The following is a 23,100-nucleotide window of genomic DNA, read 5'->3' as shown; positions in this document are numbered from 1 at the left end:
GTCATGAGCGCTTACTGCCCATTAAATATTATATCAGAGCCAACTGCCTGCTCTACTGACTTCTTCACTGCCATGATTCCCTTGCCCGTATTGCCGGACACACCTGGGATCAGTATGATGGCCGGAAGGTCAGCTTCACGGAAGCGGTCAATCTCCGGTTCAACCTGGGCCGCAAGGGCTTCCGTGATATAAATCACGGCATATCCGCTTTCTCCCAGTTCCCTTAATTTCTTTCCTGCCACTACCGGGTCTGTCAGGGGAAATGGTTCCAGACCCAGGGCTGCGAAACCGTAGATACTGTCCCGGTCACCCATCACTGCAATCTTATACATACATCTCCCTTACCCTTTCCCGGATGGACTCTTCGGGAAGATGGTTGAGTTTCCCGGAAAGTACGATCCGAACTGACTTGATCTCGTTCTCACGCGCCAGAATATAAGCTGCCAGCGGTCCAAGTCCGAATGGGCTGTACTGCTGGGGCTTGATCTTGCGGATCATCAGATTGTCGCACCACCGTTCAAAGGCTGAAGGTGAGCGGCGCAGTTCCTCTACCGCATCTGCATAGGTGGTGGATTCCAGGTAAATACCGATGGCATCCACTCCTTCTATGGCCGCCTGGGCCAGGCGTGTTATATCCAAGGTATCACAAGGCGCCAGCGCCTGTTCCAAAAATGCCCTGTCCTTACCGGTACGGGATGCCCGCACCGCTGTCTTTATATCTGCTGCTGCCACTGTCAGCTCCGCATAAAGCTTCAGGAACTCATTGCCGGATGATTTACCGGCATGATGAATCGCATCCAGGGCCGCTTTGTCGATGATGATATCGCAAAGCTGTCCGTCCTGGGTGTGGAGAAGTGCCTTATAGGCCTCTTCCGCCGGTGCCCTCATGGGTTCCGGAAGATTCTGGAATTCCCGGTTCTGTATGGAGTCGCGTATCAGCTTCACATCCACGGAGCCCTGGTCAATGTAGATTCCGGGATAGTCATGGCCTGTGCGTTCTGCCTTGACCGCCTCCTTGATGGCTGCCTTCAGGTTGTGGTAGTCGTTGCCGTACAGGAACACGTCAAATACGGACACGTCCTCCACCAGTTCTGAAATCAGTCCCCAGGTCTTTTCCCGCTCCAGGGCCAGAAGTTCCTCAGCACTTGCCGTGCTGTCGTCGCCCCAACCCTTTTCCATGAGAAGCTGGATACATTCATCGTAGTCTTTTGCAGCTGTCAGCTGATCTAAAAATGCGCCGGATAGCAGGGACAATTCTTTGGAACGGATACGGGCTACTGCATAAACATATTGTTTGTCTGCCATTTAAAAAGTTCCTCCGTTCATGAAAAAAGAATTTCCTGCACCTTATCCTGCAATAATTCGTGGGCTGAATCAAAGATTGCGTTGATGGAGCAGTTCTCCTCAATCCCGCCGTAGGTCAGCACAAATCCGGCATCAATATCCCTGGTGTCCTTGGAAATGTGCAGGGCCGCGTCCTTATCCTTTAACGCAGCATTAAGTCTGTCCTCAAACCCTTCAGGGACCCGGGCAAGGTCTTTTTCTGAAAACAGAAGCTCGCCCTTACCTTCCTGTGCGGATTTGACAGCCAGTTTAAGAATCATGTCGAAATAGGCATCCGTGTCCATTCCCTTGAGTTCCGCCTTCGCCTTCTCAATGGTGTCGCCGATCAGCTTCTGCTTCTCGGCCAGGATACTTCCGCGTTTCCTAAGGTCGGCAGCGGACTGCCCCCTCTCCAGGATGTTGGCAACGGACTGCCTGGAGCGCCTCTCAATGTCGGCGCACTCGCTTTCCGCTTCCTTACGGGCAGCTGCCAGGACCTTCTCCGCCTCATCCCTGGCCGCCGCTAAGGTGCGTGCCGCCGTTTCCTGGGATTCTTCTTTTATCTGGCTGATGATTTTATCTAATCCCGCCATGCGATGTTCTCCTTTCCTGAATCTCTCCTGATATCCGTACAATGCTTACGCATTAACGCCTGCAATACCAAAGATAGCAAGGATGGAGATCAGCAGTGCCAGGATGGCGTAGGTCTCAACCATGGCCGGGAAGATCATTGCCTTACCAAACTGGTCCGGCTTTTTAGCAACTAAACCGATACTTGCAACAGCGGCCTTGCCCTGCTTGATGGCGGAATATAAACCAACGAATGCCATTGGAAGGCAGGCTGCCAGATATAAGAATCCCTTAGCTACGGAAATGTCGGAGCTTCCGCCCATGATGCCGATCTGTGTCAGGGTGATGAAACCGATCAGCAGGCCGTAGATACCCTGTGTACCAGGAAGCAGCTGTAATACCAGAACCTTACTGAACTTGTTGGGGTCTTCTGTCACAACCCCTGCAGCAGCCTCACCTGCGATGCCAACTCCGATAGCAGAACCGATTCCTGCAAAAAGTGCCGCCAGAACAGCTCCTAATAACGCTAAAACAACTCCCATATTCTCCATAACTAAATGTCCTCCTTGACTTTATAATATTTAGTGTGAATGGCGAAGGGTTCAAATTTCCTTCCGCCTCCCTCATAAAACTTTCCGAAAAATTCCACAAACTGCAGACGGTTTGTATGGACATACGCGCCCAGTGCATTGATTGCCAGGTTCAGGCTGTGTCCGATCAGGAATACCAGGATGAATACGATTGCTCCCGGAATGTTCCCTCCCACCATGCTTCCCATCTTGTTGAATACGGTGGAGATGACGCTGGTGGCAAGACCCAGGGCCAGCAGACGGGAATAGGAAAGGATATCACTCAGATATGAGGTTACCCCATACGCCCCGTAAAGGCCTTTCAGGATACGCTTGAACCAGCTTCTTGATTCCCGCCCGCTGGTAAGTACAATGCCGATAAGGCCGATTACCGCCAGCACGGCTGCCACGGTTCCCGCTGCCGCCGGAAGGGTGAAGCTCAGGCCCAGCATATCGGTAAACATGGACATGGTCAGCAGGTATACAATACCGCCGCCCACCAGCATATACCAGAACACGGCATCATATATACCGTCCATCAGGCTTCCGTTCTTAACGCAGGTATAGAATTTAATCCCAAGTCCTGTGAAAAGATGGATGATACCGATCAGGAATGCGAACACCAGCATCTTCATGGGCAGGCTTACCGGCTCAAACCAGATGGGCGCCAGCCTTATGTCCGGCCTGTTGAAGAATGTGGTTGCAATCACATTGACCGCATCCCCGAAAAAGCTTCCGAACATAAAGCCCCAGAACGCGGTGGAAATACCGCAGTACATGAACATTTTCATGAACTTCCTCATTCCGTCTTCCATGTTCTTAAACTTAGTCAGGCAGTACGCTGTTCCTGCAATCATGATAAGCCCGTAGGCCGCATCGGACAGCATCAGGCCAAAAAGCACATAATAGAAGCAGGCCACCACCATGGACGGGTCTATCTCGCCCTGGCCCGGAAGGCTGTAACTCTCAATGACCCCCTCCACAGGCTCGGCGAACTTGTTGTTGCGCAGCACCACGGGCACGTCATCCTTTTCTTCCGGCTCGGAAAATTCAATTACCACCTCATACTTATCCTGAAGCAGCTTTTCAAGCTTGGGGGCTGCTTCCACTGAGACATATCCGGTGATGAGGAATACCCTCCTGGACTGTACCAGACCGTTTAACACCCCGTACTTCTCGGAACGCATGGTGTAGTAGTCCATAACAAACTTGATGGAGTCCCGGTCAGGCGCCATTTCGGCGATTGCCTTCTCCGCTCCTGCAATCTCAGCCTTTACCTTGGAAAGCTCCTCCTCCAGCTGCTGCTGCCGTTTGGCAGGCACCAGGGAGCTGAGGGGCGGTTTCACAAAATTAAGCTTCTTTAACGCGTCTTCCACTGCTTCCGCGTCCCCTTTGGCACACACAATGAAAAGACAGGTCTGTTCCTTGGATGAACTGACAATGTTAAGGTCAATTGTCTCAGCCCCCGGCGCAAGCACGCCCAGCTGTTCCCTCAGCTGTTCCAGGGAAATCTCTTCCTGGATGGAACCGATGAATGCCACGGATTTCTTCGTCCCTTTAAAATCAAGGGGCAGATCAAAGGACTTCCATGGCGCCAGTGCTTCCATCTGCTGCTCCAGCTTCGGGATGACGGCACTGTTCTCGCCAATCTGTTTTGCCAGTTCCTGTAAGCGGTAGGCTTTCTTCATGGTCTCGTCGTGCTGGCCTGCATTGGCCTCATATTGCTCCACGGTCAGGATTTCCCTGCCTGCGAACGAGTCCAGCATGCCCTTGTCTTCCGGCGCATATTTATCCAGAATACCGACGGCCTGTTCCGCTATGATGGCATTGCGTTCAAATACGGTTTTGGAAGACGTTACATCCATCTTCTGGAACATATCATCTTCCTGCAGCACATTGCTGATTTCAAGTACCCCTTGGCGCTGCAGAAGCTCAAGGGTGCCCTTGCGGTCCTTTTTCAGTCCGCAGATCAGCACTTTTTTCATGGGCACTACTGCCAACCCTAAGCGCCTCCTTCCTTGCCTTCCCACGATTCTTCATCATCGTGGGCTTTCCTTGCCTTTCCACGATTCTTCCCATCGTGGACTTTCCTTACCTTTCCACGATTCTTCCCATCGTGGACTTTCATCACAGCAGTTCCGATAAGATGATCTTGACTGCCTGTTCCTGTTTCGCGGCCACGGCACTGCGCAGATGTTCCAGTTCCTTTACTTCCTCTGCTCCCGCAGCCTGCATCATCTGCTCACCCTGAGCCTTTGCGTCTTCTTCGGCCCGCGCCGCAGCTTCCCTGGCAGCACTTGTCATGTCTGCCTTTAACTGCACGCCCTGGGCCTTCGCCTCCGCCACAATTGCTTCCGCCTGTTTTACCGCGTCCTTTTCAGCTGCTTCGGCAGCTGCCTCTGCCTGCCGGATCGCATCAATTGTCTCCTGGGCCAATCCAAATCCCCCTTTCCTTCCCGGAATTCCTCCATGCTTATCTCCGGTATATGTAAATAGTCTGTGCAGATAAGCCTGTAGGAATACTATGGCAAATACGTTTCAACTATAAAATGACAAGTTAATAGTATTTGTCCACGCCTTTCCTATTATTTTTGTACAATATGAATAGATTATAACCCATGACTAAAAAATTATCAATCCACTTTCTTACTTTTTCATGAAAAATTTTTAGGATTTCTAAAAATTTTTGTATATCGTACAAAAAACGTCAAAAGGCTTCCATATTTCTACCCATTCTGCACCTTTGGAATTGTTATAAAAATAACAATTCCTTATATCAAAATAGGCTGCAGGTCCAAGGGGCGATTGACCTCTCTGCTGCAGCCGCATTTGTTTTTATGATACCACCATTTTGCAGTTTTGCAAATAGTAAATTTTTAACATCTTATTAACACCATTTAATCCGATATGATCATGCGCTTCTTCCCGCCGCCGTTCATCAGGCTGTAATATGCAGGAAGCATCAGCAGTGACAATATGGTGGACGCGGTCAGGCCGCCGACGTTAACAAGCGCAAGTCCCTGGGTCGTGGAACCGCTGTCCCCCAGAGCCAGGGCCATGGGCACCATGGCCACCACCGTGGTCAGGGTAGTCATGAGGATAGGCCTCAGACGTGTGGCTCCTGCTTCCACAAGGGCCGTATTAAGGTCCATCTCCCTCCGGTACTGGTTCACCGTATCCACATACAGGATACCGTTATTAACAACCGTACCTACCAGCATCAAAAAGCCCAACAGCGACGTCATACTGATGGCGCTGTCCGCCAGCCACAGGAGACCGAAGGCGCCTATGAGGCAGAACGGTATGGTGGTCATTACCATGATGGAGAACTTAGGTGACTCAAACTGTGCCGCCATGACTACGAATACAAGGAAGATTGCCAGTCCAATGGCCTGGAACAGTGCGCTGAACTCAGTTGCCATGGATTCCTCCTGGGCATTCTGGGCAATGGACACCGTGCCGCCCACATTGGGCTTTATCACTTCATCCATCAGCTGGGTCTTTGTATTCTTATTGGAATTCTCCGTGTAGATGCCGCTTACCGTCACACGGTACTGCTTATCCTGTCGTGTGATGGATGCCGGGCTGTCCGCGAAACGGATCTGGGCCACATCGGTCAGGGCCACGGACTTGCCGCTTGGGGTCTGGAGTGTAACGCTCTCCACCTGGTCCAGGGAACGGTAACGGTCCCTGGGATACTCCACCTTAACGTCAATATCATCGCCATTGATGTTAAGGGTAGTGGGGGTCACGCCGCTTAACATGTTGTTCAGGGTGCCGCCGATCTGTGCCGGTGACAGGCCTGCTGCCCTGGCCTTAATGGGATTCACCGTAACCTTTACAACCGAGGCCGCATTTTCCAGGGAGGAGTGCACCTTGGTCAGTTCAGGCCGCTGGCTCAGCCTCTGGGCAATGTCATCGCTGACCGCTTTCAGGTCATCGTAGTTGGTGCTCTGGAGTTCAATGGTATAATCATTCTCAGAGCCCATCATGGCGCTGACCTGGGAGTAGGCTTCCACCGTTATGTTGGTATCGGAGATTCCTGCCAGCTGCTGTTTCCACAGCTTGACAACCTCATCCGTTTCCATCTTCCTGTCCTTTTTCAGATACACGGTCACGCTGGGGTCGGAACTCATGCTCAGGCCTGAGCTTCCCGCCATGGTGAAGTAGGATTCCACATCAGGCTGCTGGGAAATGATTTCCTCCACCTGCTTCATGATCCCGTCCACCTTGTCAATCTTCATACCCGGCTTAACTTCCGCCGTAACGGTAATCTGGCCCTGGTCATCCTCAGCCATAAGCTCCATCCTTAAGAACCTGGCAAGGAAGAAGGAGAATAACAGCAGCAGTATGGACGCCAGCATGACAAGGCCGCGCTTTTTAAGAAGGCTTCCCATGATGGTCCTGTAAGCCGCCTGCATCTTCTCAACCGGTCTTGAGAACGGCGCTGTCTTCTTCTCAATCGGTTTGTATATCATGTAACATAAAGGCACAACCGTAATGGCGGATATCAGGGAGGCCGTCATACAGAATACGATGGTAAAGCCCAGAGGCCGGAACATCATACCTGTCATCCCGCCCAGCATGGCCAGGGGCAGGAACACCACGCAGGTGGTCAGTGTGGAACCGATGACTGACTGGTACACAACCCCTGTTCCGTTTAAGGCTGCCTTTGAAAATTCCCTGAAGCCCGTATCGTCCGTTGCCCTGAAACAGCTCTCCAGTACAACCGTGGAGTTATCCACCATCATACCGACGCCCAATACCAGGGCGCTCAGGGTGATTACGTTCAGGCTGAAGCCCATGAGCTGCATCAATATCAGCGAGGCCAGGATGGACACGGGAATGGAGCTTCCTACAATCAGCGAGGCCTTCAGGTCCCCGAAGAACAGCCAGATAATGACCATGGAAATGATGATGGCCAGGACCATGGTCTCAATAACAGAGCTTAATGAGGACATGATGGAGTCCTTATCATCATTGACCACTGTAATCTGAAGGGTGGGGTCCAGCTTTGTCAGGTGGTCCACCACCTTGCTGACATCCTTTGATACGGTCAGGGTCGCCGCATCCTGCTGCTTGCTGACGGTCAGGGCCACGATATCCTCCGGTACCCCGTTCTCAGCCTTGTAACGCGCAATACTCTCAATATCGTCCGCGCCCATGTATATGTTGGCCACATCGCTTAAATAAACTGTCTGGCTTCCGCTTACCGTAAGGGGGATGTCATTGAGGCTTTCCATTGTCTCAAAGGGCTGCTCCGTTGACACGGCCAGCTTCTGGTCGCCCACCTCGGTGTTGCCTGCGGGGTATGTAAGGTCCGCGCCGGTGATATCGCCTGCAATGGAGTTCATGCTGACCCCGTACTGCTTCAGCTTCTCAGGCAGCAGCTCCACCTTGATGTACTTCTGCACGCCGCCTGCAAGGGATACTTCTGCCACAGAGGACAGTTTCTCAAACTCAGGCACGATATTGTTATTTACATAGTTATAAAGGTCATCGTCCTCACCATGGCTGACAGCCATGATTACGTTCGGTTTTAAGCTGGTGTTCAGTTCCAGCATGATCGGATCCTCCGCATCATCCGGAAGTTCCGTCTTTGCAAGGTCCATCTGCTTTTTAAGGTCATCGTAGGCAACGTTCATATCCGTGCCGTAATCGTATTTTAACATTACGATGGACGTATTCTCCCTTGACTGTGAGGAGATGGTATCCAGACCGCTCAGGGTACTGGCCCTGTCCTCAATGGGTTTTGTAACCAGCTCATTCACATCATCCGGGCTGGCCCCGGGATAGACAGTCATGACAATCATCATGGACATGTTCATATCCGGCATTAATTCCAACGGTGATTTCATCACAGAGGATAAACCGAACACAATCAGGCACAGGATTGCAAGAACCGTACTGACCGGTCTTTTTAAGACGAGTTTCGTTAAGCCCATTTTCCTGCCTCCTTCTACTGTGCTTCACTTGGGTCTGCGGCTGGACTTTCAGATTCACCTGTCTGGCTGTCCCCATTGGCTGCGCCTGTATCCAGAGTCACCTTCGTCCCTTCCTTAAGTTCGGAGGTCCATGTGGTGAGTACCATGTCATCCAGGGTAAGACCTGAGGTCACAACAATATTGTCCTTATCAAATATGCCTATTTCCACAGGGACCTCATGGATGATGGCCTGGGCCTGGTCGTATGTATAGACATATGCGTCCCCTGCCTTGTAGTATACGCAGTGGGTGGGAACCAGCATCACATTCCTGGCCGTTGCCGAGGGAACCTTAATCTCCACACTGGTTCCCGGCGCCATGGTTTCATTATCCTCCACGGAAGCCTTTACCTTAAACAGACCGATGGAAGCTTCTGCCATATTGTTAACCTCAATCACGCTGCCGCTGTACTGGGTTCCTTCTTTGGTCATTGTCACAGGTGTTCCTGTGCTCAGGTTGTTCTTCACCTTCTCAGTCACATAGAAGGTCACGTTATTGCCGCCATCCCCTGCGATTACGCACAGCTGACCTGAAGTTCCCACACTGTCATGGACTTCCACGTTCAGCTGTTCCACGCGCCCGCTGATGGGGGATGTGACATGGCTGAATTCCATCTGGTTGTCATAGCCGATCTTGGCAGCCTCATACTGGAGGCGCTTTGCCTCAGCCGCGGTCTGATATCCCTCGAATTCCTTGTCAGATACAAAACCTGATGCATGAAGGGGCGCCATGCGGTTTAACGTGGAAACAGCGTCATCCCATGCAACCTTGGCGGTATCCATGGCGTTCTTGGCTGATGCCACCTGCTTTGTATCAATCTCCACAAGTACCTGGCCGGCTGCGATTGTATCTCCTGCCTTAACGTTCACTGCTGTCACGTCACCGCCAGCCTTTGGATATATGTATACAATATCCGCGGGTTCAATGGTGCCTACCAGGTCCGTTGTCAGTTCAATATCTCCCATGAACGGGGTCTGAGCCGTGACTACCGGATCCGGGGTGGGGGCAACAGGCTCTTCCTTCTTCACAATGCGGGCAATCAGGATCACTGCTATGATCACAATAATGATTCCCCAGATAATGCGCGTCTTTGCCTTTTTCATCTTCTCCTCTTTCCTTTCATATCCTTTATTATTTTGAGATGCATGATAACGTTAGAAAAAAACAAGGGAAATGGGCGTCTGCCGCCAGCGCCCTTCCCCATATAAGCCCTCTTTATATATAAACCAACCATCTAGTATTTTAGACAGTCACACCCATTTTTGTCTAACACCAAAATACGGATAATTAACAACCTATAGTTGTTAATTATAAAATTTTTTCAGATATTTTATAAAATTTTCAAATCTCTTCTCATTCTCTTTACGCCATATCACAATTATATTGGCGCTGACCTGGTTTTCCTCATTGGGAAGGGGGAACAGTTTCAGGCGGTCCCCGTAATTATGGTAGAACTCCTTAAAGCCGATATGAATCCCTTCATTCGCTATCAATGCCAGTTCAAGGCTGTTGACATTTTCGAAAAACCGGGCTTTCTGAAGGATATGTTCCTGCCTTGACAGCAGTTCGAACAGCTGCATCTCCGCGCCTGCAAAAAAATTCTTATACAGGCAGAGCATGGTTTCCCCCTTAAAATCCTCTATGGTTATTTTTTCCTTTTCTGCCAGGGGATTCTTCCTGGACAGCACATAGTACAACGGGAGTTTTCCAATACACAGCACACCGAACCGCTCCTTCAGCTGTTCATGGGTGGGAAGGAAGCTGACCGTCAGCATCAGGTCCGGATTGCCGTTTGTCATATCCTTGATGCTGGTAAATTCATTTATCTCAAATTCCGTGTCAGAATCAATGGCCATGTAATCAGCCAGAAGGTTCCCCGCCTTCTCAATGATACCGTTCATCCCCACCACTGCCAGGTTAATCCTGCTTTTTGCCCGCTCCCCTTCTTCCCTGGCCATATCCACGGAATCCTTGATTTCCGCCGGGATGTCCTTCCACCTCCACAGCAGCAGCTCGCCGCTTCTTGTAAGGCGCACATCCCTTGTGGTCCTGTCAAACAGGCGCAGCTCCAGCTCCTTTTCCAGGGAGGCAATCTGCCTGCTTAAGCCCTGCTGTGAGATATAGAGCCGGCTGGCTGCCTCGGTAAAGTTAAGGGTCTTGGCTGCTTCCAGGAAACACTCTATCTGATGGATGGTCATAAGCCGTCCTCCTGCGCATTCCTGCCGGCCCCATATAATCCGAACCCATAAAATCCCTTCCGCTCCAACGGCCACTTTGGCATCTCCAGGCGCACGGTCTTATATGGATTGACAATCTGGCAGACCACAAGATTGCCGAACATATCAATATACATCCCTGCGTCCAGCCCGGACAATCCCGCCCGTTCCGTGAGGAACGCAAACATCTGCTCCACGGCCCGGCCGCAGGCCTCATCCACGGTCTCCCTGGAGGAAATCACGATCCACCGGTCCGCCAGTTCCACCAGCGGCCATGTAAGGTCCAGCGATTTCAACACATCCACCCGCACCGTGACCCTTCCTCCGATCTCCACACCGCAGTTGCCGCATTCCCCATCTCCCATGATGGCATGCAGGTCCCCCATGGCCAGAAGCGCGCCCGGCACCTTCACAGGCAGGTAGAGGACCGCGCCAGGGGCAATGCTGGTACAGTCCATGTTGCCGCCGTGGTCCTTGGCGGTCAGGGTGCTTTCCTCCCCATGGCCCGGCGCGGTCCCGATGACCCCAATCATGGGACGGACCGGGATTTCCAGTTCCCCATAGGATATCTTCCCACCCTTTACAGGCAGGCGCCGGATCACATACTCTGGGAAATGTTCCTTAAGCGCACCTCCTGTAGGTCCTTTGTCCAGGATCCCCACCTGGTCCAGCTCCATGTCCTGTATCTCCACCAGGAGCATGTCGCCGGGACATGCATCTTCTATATATATGGGTCCTGTGGCCGGATTGGCCAGTCCATGGTCCACATGGGCAAAATCCGAACCTTCCGGGAGGAGCTGGCCCATATGGCAGTCATATGTCTCAAATACAACGGTGTCCCCGGCCTTAACCCGGCACACAGGCCGGTGGTCCGGGGAGAATGTATGGATTGCATGTGTTTTTTCTATATAATGGTTCATATTGCACCTTCTTCTTTTTCTGCACGGCTGCCTTCCCCATCTTCCTTCGCAGTCCCGGGAACAGCGGTCCCGGCCTTTCGGATGGTCATGACAGCGGACGGGTCAAGGGCATCCCTGAGCGCGTCCCCCACAAAGTTAATGGCAACCACCAGGATGACAATCAAAAGACCCGGAGGCAGCCACAGCCACGGCTGTTTTGTCAGCACGGTCATTGACTGGGCGCTGTTCAACATGTTGCCCAGGCTGGCTGCCGGGGGCTGTACCCCCATGCCGAGGAAGCTTAAGGACGCCTCGTCCAGCATGGACAGCGCCATGACCGAGGTGGCGTATACCAGGATGGGGGCCACTGTGTTGGGCAGGATATCGGAAAAAAGGATATGCCGCACCGGCATGCCTGCCACAATACTGCTCTTCACGAAATTGGTTTCCCGCAGGCTTAATACATTGCCCCTGACCAGACGGGCTATGCCCGGCCAGTCCACAAACCCAAGTATCAGTATGATGCTCCACAGACCCGGTTCAAAGATGGCCGCCGCCACCAGCACCAGAAGGATATAGGGAAATGACATCACCATATCCGTAAACCGCATGATGGCTATGTCCAGCCACCCGCCAAAGTAACCGCCTAACAGCCCCAGGATCACACCGATGGCAGTGGAGATGGCGGTTGCCAGGACGCCCACCAGAAGGGAGATACGGGTAGCGTAGAGCAGTCGGCTTAACATATCCCGCCCAATCTGGTCCGTGCCCAGGATAAACTTAAGGCTGGGCGCCGCCCCAAAGGGACCTGCTATCTCTTCCGGGTCATAGGGCGCTATGACGGGGGCCAGTATGGCCGCCGTACAGATCACAGCCAGCACTGCCAGGCTCACACAGGCCAGGCGGTGGTGGCGGAACCTGCGCCACACGGTCTGCCAGTAATTTTCTCTTCCTATATCTTCATATGTCGTAACTCTGTCTTTGTCCATTTTATCTCTATCCTACTCCTGTCATAACGGTACATCCAACGGAAAGCAATTCCCAACACGTCCTCTGCGCCTGTCATTCATACTGGATGGCCGGGTTCACCACTGCATACACGATATCCGTCACCAGGTTGGCAAGGAGCACCACCACTGCGGACAGAAGGCAGACTCCCATGATGACCGGGTAATCCCTGTTAAGGATTGCGCTCATGGTCATCAGTCCAAGACCGGGCCATGAGAAAAGCTGTTCCACAATCACGGCCCCGCCGAACAGCACGGGAATCTGCATCCCTATGACCGTGACAATGGGGACCAGGGCGTTGCGCAGCGCATGTTTGTAGATGACCAGCCGTCTTCCGATACCCTTGGCCCTGGCCGTGCGCAGGTAATCCTGCTGGAGGATTTCCAGAACCGCGCTGCGGATATAGCGGATGTTGGTGCCTGCCATGGATACGGACAGCACCAGCACGGGCATTACCATGTGGGCCGCCACGTCCCCGGCCCCGCCTGCGGTCCCCAGGGTGACCATACCGCCTGAGGGCAGGATTCCCAGGGTCACATTGAAAATGTAGACCAGCAGGAGGGACAGGAAAAATCCGGGTATGCTGCTGCCGAAAAAGGAGGCCGTGACCACGGCATAATCCCCCTTGGAATACTGGTGGATTGCACTGTAGATACCCGCGGGCACCGACATGATCAGGCTCACGATCAGGGACACCCCCATCAGCAGGAGGGTGGGGCCAAGATGGCTTCCGATCATGCTGCCCACCGCCTCATAGGATTTAATGGAAAAGCCCATGTTGCCCTGGAGCAGCTGGCCCAGCCACATGAAGTACTGGATATAGAAGGGCTTATCCAGCCCCAGCGCGGCCTCCTTGGCAGCCACCGCTGCCTGGGAGATACGCGCCCCCTGCATCATTTCCAGGGGACTTCCCGCAAAACACATGATGGCATAGTCAATGATGGTAATCCCGATCAGGGTTGGGAGGGCAATCAAAAGCCGCTTTATAATATACTTTGTCATATCAGTCAACTCCTTCCTGCCCGGCATGGATACATGATACAAGATGGCTGCCGCTGCCTGAGGCAGGCCTCAGGTCCATCCCTGCCGCGGCACACTCCCGGCTGCGTCTGGGGCATCTGGGATAAAAAGGGCATCCCTCCCCAGGCCCGGACAGGATTTCCGCCTCCCCCTCAATCACTCCCCGGCCCAGCCGCTTCCTGGTCCTTGGATCGGCCAGGGGCACTGCGTCGAACAATGCCTTGGAATAGGGATGAAGGGGATGGTCAAACAGTTCCCTGCTGTCGGCCAGTTCGACAATCTGTCCCAGATACATCACCGCAATCCGGTCGCTGACATAATTGACAGCGCCCAGTCCGTGGCCGATGAATATACAGGTCAGGTCAAGCTCCTTCTGCAGGTTCTTGAGCAGGTTCAGTATCTGGGCCTGGATGGACACATCCAGGGCGCTGACCGGCTCGTCACAGACAAGCAGGCTGGGATTCAGGGAAAGCGCCTTGGCAATGCCGATGCGCTGGCGCTGTCCGCCCGAAAACTCATGGGGGTAACGGCCAAGGGCATTCCTGGCAAGGCCCACCAGATCCAGAAGATGCTCCACCTTCTGATGTATGTTGCTCCTGTCAGCCAGCCCATGATAAAGCATGGGTTCTGCCAGGATTTCGAAAATATGCTTTCTCGGGTTCAGGGAGGAGTAGGAGTCCTGGAACACCATCTGTAACTGGGTACGGATGGCCTTCAGCTCCGGCTTCCTCATACGGGACAGGTCCCTGCCCTTATATAGGATGCGTCCGCCCGTGGGGCGCTCCAGCCCCACAATCTGGCGGCCCAGGGTGGATTTGCCGCAGCCTGACTCACCTACCAGCCCCAGGGTCTCACCTTTATGGATTGAGAATGATACCCCGTCCACGGCACGTATCTCGCCTGTGCTCCGGGAGAAAATCCCGCTTTTGGCCGCATAATATTTCTTAAGTCCTTCAACCTGAAGAAGGGGAGCCGTGTCCATACCGTCATTTTGAAGCATCGTTCCCCACCTCCCCTGCGCGGCAGCATCTTACCAGATGGCTGTCCATTATCATCGTATCTGTCTGGGGCCGGCTGCAGATATCCCTTCTGTAAGGACAGCGGTCCGCAAAACGGCAGCCCGTAATCATGTCGTACTGTTCCGGCACCATGCCTTCTATGGACTCCAGCACCCGGTCCCTCCGGTCCATTATCCCTGGCACGGAGCGCAGGAGGGCCTTGGTGTAGGGATGGGCCGGGTGGTCAAACAGCTCCAGCACAGGGGCCTGCTCTATCATCTGGCCCGCGTACATGACCAGCACCCGGTCGGCCATCTGGGCCACAAGGCCCATGTCGTGGGTTATCAGAAGCACCGACATCCCCAGTTCTTCCTTCAGTTCCAGGATAAGCTCCATGATCTGGGCCTGGATTGTCACGTCCAGCGCAGTGGTCGGCTCATCTGCAATCAGCAGGGAGGGACTGCAGGACAGGGCCATGGCAATCATCACCCGCTGGCGCATGCCGCCGGATAGCAGATGGGGATACCGCCGCATCACGGCGGCAGCGTCGGGCAGCCCCACCTTCTTAAGAAGCATCAGGGCACGGGCCGCTGCCTCCTCTTTTCCCAGGCCCATGTGGACCCGGATGCTTTCCGTCATCTGGTTCCCAATGGTGAACACCGGGTTTAAGGATGTAAGGGGGTCCTGGAAAATCATGGTAAGCCTGTCCCCCCTGATCTGGTCCAGTTCCTTTTCCGTCATGGCCAGCAGGTCCTTACCCTCAAACAGCACGCTGCCGGAGGTCACGGAACCTCCCCTGCCCAAAAGGCCCATGACGGACAGGGACGTGACACTTTTCCCGCAGCCGGATTCCCCCACGATACAGACCACCTCGCCGGGGTCCACATAAAAGCTTATGTGGTCCACACTTATATTCTTTCCTCCGTCGCCGGAAAAGGACACCTCCAGATCCGAGACTTCCAGGATATGTGACATATTATTCCTCATTTCTATGAACTGATTTATCAGACCTGCTGCGGCAGCCAGGCCGAAACAGGTCTGAATCAAGAACACCCAGAGAGCAAACGCCCCCCGGGATTCTGTATATTAGCGATTCAATTGGCTTACTGGGCAATATCCCACTGTTCCACATGGTTCAGGAAACCATAGACACTTGGCCTGGCACCCACAAGACGCTTGTTCACGCCAGCCATGGTCTTGATGATATAGGCGGAGAACATGGGCACGTCCTCCTGTACCTGCCTGTCAACAATGGAGTACAGTTCCTTTAACTGGCCCACATCATCGGTAAGGGATACCTTGGACAGGGCCTCGTTAATCTTATCATTGCCATACCCGGTCCAGCTGCCCTCGCCTCCAAGGAGCCAGGCCACGTCGGCGTAAGGATCCACCGGCGGATAGGTGTACTGGATTGCCATCACGTCAAAATCACCTTTTGCTGCATTGGCCATCAGGGTATTGATGTCCATGGTCTGGATCTCCGCCTTGATGCCCACCGAAGCCCACTGTGCGGCAATGACGGAAGCAGCATTGACAAAGGTGCTGTCATCCGAGTTAATGCTGAACTTAATGGTCCGGTTCCTGTCCCATCCGCTTTCCTCCAGAAGGGACTTCGCCTTCTCAGGGTCATATGGAAGCGGGGTGATGGTATCGTCAAAGTAGGGGCTTGCCGAGGACAGGAAACCTTCCGAAACCTCCCCGTAGCCCTTTAACAGCTGCTCCAGGATCTGGCCGCGGTCAATGGCATAGACCATGGCCTGGCGCACTCTGGCATCCGTTATGCTGGTGGTGTTGATGAATACGGACTGGTTGGTTATGGGTTCACCGAAGGAGGTGGTCACATTCTCCAGCGCCTGGATGCTCTCATAATCCTCCAGCGGGATGGCGCTCAGGGTGTTCTGGGTCACGTCAATCTCACCTGACTTAAGGCCCGCATACAGCTGGCTGCCCTCCACGATCTTGATGTTCAGCCGGTCAATCTTGGGGGCGCCTTTCCAGTAGTCCTTATTAGCCTCATAGGATACATAGTGGTCCCTGTCAAATTCCGTCACTTTATATGGCCCGCTCACCACATCCGGGCGGTTGAACCACGGGTCGGACATAAGCTCCTGTTCGCTCATGTTCTCAATCACATGCTTTGGAAGCGTCATGAGATACCGTGCATAGGAGCTGTTAAATGTAATCAGGGACATGGGCGCCTTGGTGGTAAAGCGGACGGTCTTGTCATCCACCTTGGTGATGCCTTCCACATGGTCTGCGCCTTCCGCCACGAATCCGTCATCCCCAACGCCTTCGAATACATAATACATCATGGCCATATTGCCGATGGTGGGGCTGCATATGCGCAGGGCCGTATATACCACATCATCCGCGGTTACAGGCTGTCCGTCGGACCAGACCGCCTTGTCATCTATATGCACAAGGAAATTCCGGTCATCCTCTGCCGTAACCGAATCCGCCAGCATCCCTTCAAAATTCATATCCCCGTCCAGTTCCATGAGAGGAAGGAACATCAGGCCGGTGGCGTATTTGTTCATCTCCATCCCGTCCATCAGAAGGGGATTCAGGGTGTTCAGGGTATTGGTCACACCGATGTTCACAATCTTTTCCCCGGCAGCGCTGCCCCCGGCCTGGGTCTGGCCTGTTGTCCCGCTTCCTGGCTGGGGCGCGTCATTCCCCCCTGCCTTACATCCTGCCAGCGACAGGGCCATGACTGTGGCCAGGGCAAGTGAAACGCACCTCTTAGCCATTGTATTTTTATTCTTCATCCTGTTTCCTCCTGAGAATATTCCTCATTCAAAGCACACTATTCATAGTAATTTAGTATGGTTTTATTTATATCATCACAGCTGGGAAAAGTCAATAGCTGTGATTTATCTGTACCTATTTTAGCATATGTGATTTTAAATGAAAAGCTGAATCTTGTGCATAAAATTCCAGTAATACACCAGGCAGAGGCCCTGGCCTTCCCATGACCGCGGCCGGGGCGCCCCAACAGTTCCTGGAGCGCCCCGGCCGTTTCCTTTTATTGTATTCAAATATCCCCTATCCCAGATACGCAATCACATCCATCAGGCTGTCCATCCTGCGGGTTATCAGTTTCTTCTCCCGCTCCCCGGGTTCCACCTCATCCGGTATCATGATTACATGACATCCGGCCGCGGCGCCCGCCCTGACCCCCAGGATTGAATCCTCCAGGACGATACATTCATCCGGCCTTCTGCCCAGTGTCTCTGCCGCCTTAAGGTAGATATCAGGGGCCGGTTTACCTCTCTTTACCATATCCCCGAATATCATACAGTCAAAATATCCACTGACCCCCGCCATCCCGAGGTACTCCCTGGCAGTGGGTTCATCCGTGGAGGTGGCCAGTCCGATACCGTAGCCGGAGTGTTTCAGATAACCTAAAAGTTCCATTAATCCTGGCTTCAGAGGCATCCCATTCTTTTCCAGATACCCGTCCACATACTCCTGCCTGTACCTGCGCACAGCGTAAAAATCAAATGTATCCCCTAACGCTTCCCTGAACGCACTGATACAGGATCCGCGGTCCGCTCCCCTGGTACGGTTTAACAGCTCCTTCGTAATGGGGAAACCGGTTACCCTTCCGGCATACAACCAGGCATCCCCATAAAGACGCTCCGTATCAAACATCAGGCCGTCCATGTCAAATATCGCCGCACGGATCATCATTTCTCCAGGACCGCTGTGTTCAAGGATGCATCCTCCTGGGCCACATAGTGGTCGCGCACCCCGTCCAGCTTCTTGCTGCCAATCCGCTTGTGGAATTCAGGATCCTTAGGTATGTCCGGGTTAATCCCCAAATCCTGGGGAGCCATGCAGGCTACCACCTGAAGGGGAATGATGTATTCCCAGCAGGAGAACATGGGGTCTTCCACGAATTCCACAATCAGGTTTTTGTCAGACTGCACATCCACTCCATCCGGCGATGCAATCAGGTAATTATGCGGCGTCCACTCGCTGAGTATCCCAACCAGCTTCATGGTCCTTGGCTTATAGTCCCCCCTGGAAGCCAGGTAGAAGATATGGGCGCTGTCCGTGATGGAGTTATAGATGCCGTGGAAAAATTCTTCGATATCATACCCGCTCACGCCCTGGCGGACTGTCTCCAGGATTTTAAGGGCGCCTTCCAGCACATCACAGTACATGCCGTCATATCCCACAACAATCACCCGCTTTGCCGGAAGGAACTCGTCTTTAATCCTCTTATACCACTCCACGGCGGCGTCCGTGACCTTCCCCAGGTTGCCAATGACCCGGAACATGCGCTCCCTGTATCCAGCCGCCTTTTCCTCCGTGGCCATGCCCTTTGCAATGGCCAGTTCCGTGAGCATCATCATGAGGGTAGCGGTGGTTCCTGCGTAGCCCTTGGTCTTTGCCCCGCATTTTTCATTCCCCACCTCAATCTTAGTTGATGTGTCGGCGTGTTCAAAGATAAGTGCCGACGGGTTTTCGGACACGGCCGCCGTGTGCAGTCCGCGTTCCCTTGCGGAATCCAGGCCTTCCACCGTGGACAGGCTCTGGCCGCCCTGGGACATGCCGATTACCAGGGTTTTCTGATTAAATACCTTTTCCTCCCTTGCAAACTGGGTCGGATACATGTTAAATACCTTGATTCCCAGCAGCTCCTCCAGATACAGCTTGGCTGCCAGGCCGGCGTGATAGCTGGTGCCGGAGCCGATTACATAAATCTGCTCAATCTCCACATCCTTAAAATGGCTTACAAAGCCCTTTGTTATCTCTTCTCTTCTGTTAATGATATCGGTCAGCACGGCCGGTGTCTCACATATGTATTCAAACATCTTAGATTCCATCATAAAATACCGAAGAACGCACCCACAATGCCGATGGCAATCATGCCGAACATGATCGTGGTGGTCTTAAATCCTTTCTTTAATAATGCAAATGTCCCAAAAGTCAGTCCCAGAGGAAGCACGGAAGGCAGCAGCTGGTCAAACACACCCTGTATCTCAACAGTTGCCTCTCCCATGGTAAGCACCAGGGGCGTTGAGAAGGAGACCATGGAGGCTATCATGGCCCCGACCACGCAGAGTCCCATGACCTTGGCGCAATTTGTAAGTATTTCAATCATACCCGATGCCTGGGCCGCTTCCACGAACCCGACACCGCTCTTATACCCCAGCTTCAGCCCGTACCATCTGGCTACATAGTGGGGGATATTGAATATCAGGAGGAACAGGATTGCCCCCAGGATGCTGCCCTGGGCCGCCAGCCCGCAGCCGATGCCTGCCGCGATGATGCGGAAGGTACCCCAGAAAAAGGAGTCGCCGATTCCCGCAATGGGTCCCATCAGGGCTGCCTTCAAAGCAGCAATGGATTCAATGTCAAACTGGTCGCCGGACTTTTTATTTTCCTCCTCCATGGCAATGCATGCGCCTGTGATGAAGGTCACCAGCTGAGGCGTTGTGTTGAAAAAGGACAGGTGGCGTTTCAATGCCTCGGATGCCTCCTTCTTCTCCGGGTACAGGCGTTTTAATACCGGAAGGAGGGAATAGCAGAATCCCACGTTCTGCATACGTTCGTAGTTAAAGGATGCCTGTAATGGGAAGGAGCGCCAGAATACACTGCGCATATCATTTTTTGTGACAATCCCGCCCTCTTTAAAAGTTTCATTGGTGCCTGCCATTATAATTCACCTCCCAAATCATCTGACATGGTGTTAACTGCCATGGATGCCATGTCGCGTTTTCTCTGCATGGCCTGCTGATAAACCACATAGGCAATGGTAGCGCCCACAATCGCCACGCCTACCGTGCTCATGCCCAGCAGCGCCGTCAGTACAAAGCCCACAAAGAGATATGCCGCATTGGTCTTATCGAATATAAGCTGCATAAGGATTGCGATTCCCAGTGCGGGAAGCATCCCACTTGCCACCTTCAGTCCGCCCAGGATGAACGGAGGCAGGGCAGCCACAAAACCGGCTATGGTATTGGATCCAAGCAGCACGCCCAGGAATACAACCAGGAAGGAGCTGAACCAGAACAGCCATGCCCCTGCCCACAGGGCTTTTGAGATTCCCTTGTAATCCCCTTCCTCAGCCGCCCTGTCGGCCCAGTGCAGGAAGGTGGTATTAATGGTCCTGTCCAGGATGCCCACGGACTGGGCCAGGGTTGCGATTGGAAGTGACAGCGCCACGGCCGCGTCCATATCAAGGCCGGACATGATGGCAAATGCCGTTGCCAATATTCCTCCTGAGACCACATCCGGCGGCGTGGCCGCGCCGATTCCCACAATCCCCATCATGACCAGCTCCAGGGAAGCCCCCATCACGATGCCTGTATGTACATCCCCAAGAATCAGTCCTACGATAGGCCCGGTCACAATTGGCCGGTCAAACATATGCTGTCCGCATACACGGCCGTCCCAGATGGCGAATCCTGCAAGGATTCCCAAAATTAATGCTTTAAATAACATCACACATTCCCCCTTCTTTTACTTGTTATACTCTTTTACAATGTCCTCATAGGACAGTTTCTTCTCAGTGGGCACTGCCTGAAGGTACACATCCTTTCCCATGGCATGGATTTCTTCCAGTCCCTTCATATCCTTCCCATCCAGGTACACCTGGCGTTCCACCATCTTCTTTCCCGGCGCCTGACGGACGCCTCCCACACACAGGTTGGGGATGGACGGGCATTTCTCCATCAGGTACCGTGCATCCTCCACGCTTGCCGTCACCACGAAAATGGTCCTGGCCGCATGCTTTGGATTATTAATGACGGCCACGGCGCCATCCAGGGACTTGATGGACAGCACTGCCTGCGGAGGTTTCGCCATGTTAAATGCCATCTGCATCAGCTTATCCGTAATCGCCTTATCGTTGGCAACCACAATGGTGTCAGCCCCCAGATAGGAAGTCCAGCTGACAGCCACCTGTCCATGGATTAAACGGTCATCTACCCTCAATAACTTAATCATTCCTATTCCTCCTATGGTTTCCTAAAAACATTGCTGCAGTTTCCTTTACTTCCTTACAGTTCCCCTAAATCCCCGGATGCATCTGTATCCGGTCCGGATTCCATCATGTCGTTTACCAGATACATGGATGACCTGGAATTCTCAATGGCCGTGCGCAGCATCCCCTTGTCAGCCTCTTCCCCTTCCCCCAGCGGAAGCAGCGCTATCTCCAAAAGCAGCCCCAGGTTCAGTCCTGTTACCAGATACACCTTCCGTCCATCCCCCAACAGCTTCATGGCTGCCTGGGTGGTGCTTCCGCCTGCGATATCCGTAAGCACCACCGTGGGGCCATTGCTGCCAAAGCCTGTGATTTTTTCCTCAATCATGGAAGCTATCTCAGGTATGGTTTCCTTTGCCGTGATGCTCACGTAATCCACGTGCTCCACCTGTCCCAGCACCAGGTTCAGGGAGGTCAGGATTCCCTTTGCAAAATCCGCATGGGTAACCAGCACCATATTTTTCATTGTCCATCCTCCTTTCCGTCTATTTGTATTTCCATTTCCTTCCTTAAATCAGTCCAATTGCATATATCTTTTATCGTTCTTTGTATATACATTTGTCCGCGTGGTTATATATTACCATAAGCGCATATACTTTTCAAGAGGTTTTTAGTAATTTTCATAAAGTTTTTTCTGGTTTACGGCGCTTTATGTATAGACATTTATTAATTTTCATTATATAATAGACTAGAATAATTGTGAGATAAAAGGAGATATTTCCATGTCAGGCAAACCTAAGTATATACAAATAGAAGATTCCATACTCAATCAGATAAAAGGCGGGATCCTGCGGCCCGGTGACCAGATTCCCACCGAGGCGGAGCTGTGTGACACGTTCCAGGTCAGCAGGATGACCGTGAACAAGGCAATCCAATCCCTTGCATCCAAAGGTTATATCAACCGGGTGGCAGGCAAGGGCAGCTTCGTGACCAATGTACATATACAGAAACCCATTGTCAGGATACCTCAAAGCTTTTCAGAAGACATGCGCTCCATTGGCCTGACGCCCGGTTCCCGGCTGGTGGACTACAGGATATACCGGGGAAGCGAACTGCCTGAAGCCGCTGCCCAGGCCCTGAACGTGGCCGGGGACGATATGGTCCATTATTTCTCCCGCATCCGGACCGGCAATGACATGATCATCTGCATCAGCTATACCTATGTCCCCTGCAGGGTCCTTCCGGCCATTGATGTGACCCGGCTGGAGCACTCTTTCTTTGAATATGTGAAGGAACTCGGATTGAACGTACAGTCCATGGACCTGTCGCTGACAGCCACCCTGCCCACTGAGGAGCAAAAGAAGCTGCTGGGGATAGAGAATGAGGCGCTGCTGAAATCATTTCACAATACGTATCTGGACAACGGGGATATACTGGAATATATTGAGACCTATTATATAGGAAGCATGTATACTTACCGGATTACCCTCTGATACAGGACGTGGGCCTGGCAGCCACACAGCCGCCAGGCCCACGCCTTTTTCTATTTTCTTCTATCTCCTCAATCTCCCTGGAC

At 52.9% G+C, this 23,100-nt stretch carries 22 protein-coding genes; 1 reads left to right on the top strand and 21 read right to left on the bottom strand.

Translation table 11 applies throughout. The annotated features are described in order from the left end of the window. Window positions 1–11: 11 nt before the first annotated feature. From MCJ35_RS28835 to MCJ35_RS28735, 21 genes are all read right to left on the bottom strand, one after another. Window positions 12–332, bottom strand: coding sequence for a V-type ATP synthase subunit F (locus MCJ35_RS28835; RefSeq protein WP_008724585.1), 321 nt, complete (start codon window positions 330–332; stop codon window positions 12–14). Next, window positions 325–1,305 carry a V-type ATPase subunit gene (locus tag MCJ35_RS28830; protein WP_008724584.1) on the bottom strand — a complete coding sequence of 327 codons (981 nt, stop codon included), beginning with the start codon at window positions 1,303–1,305 and terminating at the stop codon, window positions 325–327. Before MCJ35_RS28830 ends, MCJ35_RS28835 begins: the two co-directional genes overlap by 8 nt. A gap of 17 nt (window positions 1,306–1,322) precedes the next feature. Next, on the bottom strand, window positions 1,323–1,916 hold the full coding sequence (locus MCJ35_RS28825; RefSeq protein WP_008724581.1) for a V-type ATP synthase subunit E: 594 nt from the start codon (window positions 1,914–1,916) through the stop codon (window positions 1,323–1,325). Between the two features lie 45 nt (window positions 1,917–1,961). Further along, entirely contained in the window at window positions 1,962–2,444 is a 483-nt protein-coding gene (locus MCJ35_RS28820; protein ID WP_008724579.1) for a V-type ATP synthase subunit K, read from the bottom strand. Between the two features lie 2 nt (window positions 2,445–2,446). Further along, window positions 2,447–4,462, bottom strand: coding sequence for a V-type ATP synthase subunit I (locus MCJ35_RS28815; protein ID WP_008724577.1), 2,016 nt, complete (start codon window positions 4,460–4,462; stop codon window positions 2,447–2,449). 127 nt (window positions 4,463–4,589) lie between these two features. Continuing rightward, window positions 4,590–4,898, bottom strand: coding sequence for a hypothetical protein (locus tag MCJ35_RS28810; protein ID WP_025484045.1), 309 nt, complete (start codon window positions 4,896–4,898; stop codon window positions 4,590–4,592). Window positions 4,899–5,359: 461 nt separating this feature from the next. Continuing rightward, complete coding sequence (locus MCJ35_RS28805) at window positions 5,360–8,407, bottom strand: efflux RND transporter permease subunit (RefSeq protein WP_008724548.1); 3,048 nt, start codon at window positions 8,405–8,407, stop codon at window positions 5,360–5,362. Between the two features lie 14 nt (window positions 8,408–8,421). Further along, on the bottom strand, window positions 8,422–9,549 hold the full coding sequence (locus tag MCJ35_RS28800; protein WP_008724546.1) for an efflux RND transporter periplasmic adaptor subunit: 1,128 nt from the start codon (window positions 9,547–9,549) through the stop codon (window positions 8,422–8,424). 201 nt (window positions 9,550–9,750) lie between these two features. Next, the gene (locus tag MCJ35_RS28795) at window positions 9,751–10,644 is read right to left on the bottom strand and encodes a LysR family transcriptional regulator (protein WP_008724545.1); all 894 of its coding nucleotides are present in this window, start codon (window positions 10,642–10,644) and stop codon (window positions 9,751–9,753) included. Further along, the gene (locus MCJ35_RS28790; protein ID WP_025484046.1) at window positions 10,641–11,582 is read right to left on the bottom strand and encodes an acetamidase/formamidase family protein; all 942 of its coding nucleotides are present in this window, start codon (window positions 11,580–11,582) and stop codon (window positions 10,641–10,643) included. Before MCJ35_RS28790 ends, MCJ35_RS28795 begins: the two co-directional genes overlap by 4 nt. Continuing rightward, complete coding sequence (locus tag MCJ35_RS28785; protein WP_008724542.1) at window positions 11,579–12,550, bottom strand: ABC transporter permease; 972 nt, start codon at window positions 12,548–12,550, stop codon at window positions 11,579–11,581. Before MCJ35_RS28785 ends, MCJ35_RS28790 begins: the two co-directional genes overlap by 4 nt. Before the next feature lie 73 nt (window positions 12,551–12,623). After that, window positions 12,624–13,571, bottom strand: coding sequence for an ABC transporter permease (locus tag MCJ35_RS28780; protein WP_008724540.1), 948 nt, complete (start codon window positions 13,569–13,571; stop codon window positions 12,624–12,626). A 1-nt stretch (window position 13,572) separates the two neighbouring features. Further along, the gene (locus MCJ35_RS28775; protein ID WP_008724538.1) at window positions 13,573–14,589 is read right to left on the bottom strand and encodes an ABC transporter ATP-binding protein; all 1,017 of its coding nucleotides are present in this window, start codon (window positions 14,587–14,589) and stop codon (window positions 13,573–13,575) included. Beyond that, complete coding sequence (locus MCJ35_RS28770) at window positions 14,576–15,562, bottom strand: ABC transporter ATP-binding protein (protein ID WP_008724537.1); 987 nt, start codon at window positions 15,560–15,562, stop codon at window positions 14,576–14,578. The genes MCJ35_RS28775 and MCJ35_RS28770 overlap by 14 nt, the downstream gene beginning before the upstream one ends. A 128-nt stretch (window positions 15,563–15,690) precedes the next feature. Next, window positions 15,691–17,355, bottom strand: coding sequence for an ABC transporter substrate-binding protein (locus MCJ35_RS28765; RefSeq protein WP_008724535.1), 1,665 nt, complete (start codon window positions 17,353–17,355; stop codon window positions 15,691–15,693). 277 nt (window positions 17,356–17,632) lie between these two features. Continuing rightward, window positions 17,633–18,280 carry an HAD family hydrolase gene (locus tag MCJ35_RS28760; RefSeq protein WP_008724532.1) on the bottom strand — a complete coding sequence of 216 codons (648 nt, stop codon included), beginning with the start codon at window positions 18,278–18,280 and terminating at the stop codon, window positions 17,633–17,635. Further along, window positions 18,277–19,410: an SIS domain-containing protein gene (locus MCJ35_RS28755; protein WP_008724531.1), complete on the bottom strand. Its 1,134-nt coding sequence runs from the start codon at window positions 19,408–19,410 to the stop codon at window positions 18,277–18,279. The genes MCJ35_RS28760 and MCJ35_RS28755 overlap by 4 nt, the downstream gene beginning before the upstream one ends. 11 nt (window positions 19,411–19,421) lie before the next feature. Next, window positions 19,422–20,255, bottom strand: coding sequence for a PTS system mannose/fructose/sorbose family transporter subunit IID (locus tag MCJ35_RS28750; RefSeq protein WP_034576905.1), 834 nt, complete (start codon window positions 20,253–20,255; stop codon window positions 19,422–19,424). Continuing rightward, window positions 20,255–21,043 (bottom strand): PTS mannose/fructose/sorbose/N-acetylgalactosamine transporter subunit IIC, encoded by a 789-nt coding sequence (locus MCJ35_RS28745; RefSeq protein ID WP_025484055.1) that lies wholly within the window; start codon window positions 21,041–21,043, stop codon window positions 20,255–20,257. The genes MCJ35_RS28750 and MCJ35_RS28745 overlap by 1 nt, the downstream gene beginning before the upstream one ends. Before the next feature lie 18 nt (window positions 21,044–21,061). Continuing rightward, window positions 21,062–21,547, bottom strand: a complete 486-nt coding sequence (locus MCJ35_RS28740) for a PTS sugar transporter subunit IIB (RefSeq protein WP_025484056.1) — start codon at window positions 21,545–21,547, stop codon at window positions 21,062–21,064. Between the two features lie 53 nt (window positions 21,548–21,600). Next, entirely contained in the window at window positions 21,601–22,050 is a 450-nt protein-coding gene (locus MCJ35_RS28735) for a PTS sugar transporter subunit IIA (RefSeq protein ID WP_008724525.1), read from the bottom strand. Window positions 22,051–22,306: 256 nt separating this feature from the next. Between MCJ35_RS28735 and MCJ35_RS28730 the strand changes: the two genes are divergently transcribed. Beyond that, entirely contained in the window at window positions 22,307–23,017 is a 711-nt protein-coding gene (locus MCJ35_RS28730; RefSeq protein ID WP_008724523.1) for a GntR family transcriptional regulator, read from the top strand. Window positions 23,018–23,100 lie beyond the last annotated feature (83 nt).

It is taken from the genome of Enterocloster sp. OA13 (assembly GCF_022440595.1).
GTDB lineage: Bacteria > Bacillota > Clostridia > Lachnospirales > Lachnospiraceae > Enterocloster > Enterocloster hominis.
Note: the sequence above shows the minus strand (reverse complement) of the source record. Positions and strands in the feature narration are given on the sequence as shown.